2 protein-coding genes are annotated in these 2,733 nt (G+C 71.3%); both read left to right on the top strand.

All coding sequences use genetic code 11. The annotated features are described in order from the left end of the window. Positions 1-240, top strand: a 240-nt coding sequence (locus VF665_RS17805) for a L,D-transpeptidase family protein (protein WP_331054797.1), incomplete at its 5' end; no start/stop codon positions are given. 70 nt (positions 241-310) lie between these two features. Beyond that, a complete protein-coding gene (locus tag VF665_RS17800; protein ID WP_331054796.1) occupies positions 311-1,279 on the top strand; it encodes a lipid A deacylase LpxR family protein in 969 nt (322 codons plus the stop codon). Positions 1,280-2,733: the final 1,454 nt, after the last annotated feature.

Raw genomic sequence — 2,733 nt, 5'->3', positions numbered from 1 at the left:
AACCACCTGGCGCTGCACGTCTCGTATCCCGCCGCGGCGGACGTGGCCGCGGCGCGGGCGCGCGGCGTGAGTCCCGGCGGGCAGATCATGGTGCACGGCATCCGCAACGGCGCGGGATGGATCGGGCGCCTGCACCGCCTGGCCGACTGGACGGACGGGTGCATCGCCGTCACCAATCGCGAGATGGACGAGATCTGGCGCGCGGTTCCGGTGGGCACGCCCATCGAGATCCGCCCCTGAAGCGCCGTACGTACTGCATCGGACCGCTCCACCCCGGGTTCCGCATCCCCCTCCGCGTCCGCCCCGTCTCATGCGTGTCCTTCTCCTCGCTCCGTTGGCCGTCCTGCTGCTGGCCGCCCCCGCCGCCGCGCAGCTCACGGCCGTGCAGGTGACGTCGGATAACGACGCGTACGACTTCTGGATTCCGCCGGCGGAGCGGCCGGACTACGAGTATTCCAACGGGATCCGCGTCGCCGCGGAGTTCAACGGGGCGCCGGGCTGGGGCGCGCTGGCCCGGGGGGTGGCGCCCTGCGCGCGGAACGGCGCCGCGGGCGCGGCGTGCACCACGGTGGTGGAGGTGGGGCAGCGGCTATACACGCCGCGTGTGGACGTGGAGGTGCCTACGCCCGGAAACCGGCCGTTCGCGGGATGGCTGTACGTGGCCGCTACCGGAACCGTGGTAGACGGGTCGCTGCGCCACAGCTTTGGCGCGGAGGTGGGCGTCACCGGGCCGCCGTCCATGGCCGGCGCGCTGATGAAGAAGGTGCACCGCATCGCCGGGTTCTGGGACCCGAGCGGGTGGGACCACCAGCTGGGGTTCGAGCCGGGGATTGTGCTGCGCTACGGCGTGGAGCACCGCGTGGCCGAACTGCGCATCGCGGGCGCGCGCGCGGCGGAACTGTCGCTGACGGGCGGCGCCGGCGCGGGGAACGTGTACACGGGCGCCCAGGGCGGCATTCAGGGACGCGTTGGATTGCGCGTGCCGGATGCGTGGAAGTCCGTGCGGCAGCGTGGGCCCTCGTTTTACGTCAGCGGCGGGCTGGGCGGAGAGGCGGTGGTCCGCAACCTGTTCCTGGATGGAAACACCTTCAGCGACGCGCCGCCACGGGTGGAGCGCGAGCGCCTGCTGGGGAGGGTGAACTGGGGGATTGGCGCGGCGATGGGTGGGGCGAGCCTGGAGTATCGGGTGCAGACCCGCACCCGCGAGTACGAGGAGGAACTCGGAAACCACACCTTCGGCACCTTCGAGCTCACCTGGAGGCCGGCCCGCGCGCGGTAATGCGCGTGGGTGGGTGGATGAGGGGGCTGCGGGCGACTGAAGTCGCGGCAACAACTGCGCGAAGTCCGCCTGCGCGGACTGCGGCCGATGCCGTGGTGCGGGAAAGCCGGTCTCGGCGCGGCCGCCAGCCCAGAGTGAGGTGTCGCAGCCTCGGTGTGAAACGCGGGATCCAGCGAGGCCGCCAGCTCAGAGCGAATGAATTCGCCGCTGGAAAAGCACAAAGTCCGCCTGCGCGGACTGCACCCTCAACATCGGCGTGGGTCCCTGAAGCAATTGAACCCGGCTCGGAATGCGAGTGTCATTGTGAGGGAGGCGCCTCGCCGCACCGTCCGCCACGACAGACTCTGGCGCCGACCGAAGAATCCCGCGCCACCGCGTCCGATGCACGCCCGGTTGCGCACCGCGCGCGGACGCTGCGGGTGCGGCGGGAGAGGCTGGCGCACGCCGCGCCGGACCGCGGCGCGGCGGATGCTTCGGTCCGGGATTCTTCAGTCGCGCATGAACGCGGTGCCGGGGAAAGCGCGGCGCACGCTCCTTCAGAATGACGCCTCAACGCCGAGGTGGGTGGCAGGACACCGGCGGGGCAGGGGTGCGGCCGCGAACGGCGTCGGCGACGCGGGCCGCGCGAACTGGCATCAGGCGCACCGGACCTGTCACTTCAGCCGCACCGGACCTGTCACATCAGCTGCACCGGGACCCTTCACCCGGCTCGGACTCCGAGCGTCATTCTGAGGGTGGCGCCTCGCCGCACCGTCCGCCACGCCAGACTCTGGCGCCGACCGAAGAATCCCGCGCCACCGCGTCCGATGCACGCCCAGTTGCGCACCGCGCTCGGACGCTGCGGGTGCGGCGGGAGAGGCTGGAGCACGCCGCGCCGGACCGCGGCGCGGCGGATGCTTCGGTCCGGGATTCTTCAGTCGCGCATGAACGCGGTGCCGGGGTGAGCGCGGCGCACGCTCCTTCAGAATGACGCCCCTGCGCCGAGGTGGGCGGCAGGACACCGGTGGAGCGGGAGGTACCGCCGCGGGCGGCGTGGCCGGCGCGGGCCGCGCGAGTTGGCATCAGGCGCACCGGACCTGTCACTTCAGCCGCACCGGACCTGTCACATCAGCTGCACCGGGACCCTTCACCCGGCTCGGACTCCGAGCGTCATTCTGAGGGAGGCGCCTCGCCGCACCGTCCGCCACGCCAGACTCTGGCGCCGACCGAAGAATCCCGCGCCACGGCAACCCATGCACGCCCGGTTGCGCGCCGCGCTCGGACGCTGCGGGTGCGACGGGGGAGGCTGAGGCACGCTGCGCCCGACTGCGATACGGCGGTTGAACCCAGATCCTGCGTGGAAAAAGCGAGCACCGCTTGGAAGTAGTAGAATGAGAGTCACTTCCGCCAAGAAGCAGACCTCATCCGACTTCACCCAAACGGTGCTCACATGCAAGCTATTCCTCGGCGGCCTC

This window comes from Longimicrobium sp. (assembly GCF_036387355.1).
Classification (GTDB): Bacteria; Gemmatimonadota; Gemmatimonadetes; order Longimicrobiales; family Longimicrobiaceae; genus Longimicrobium.
This window is presented reverse-complemented; position numbering and strand designations above follow the sequence as displayed.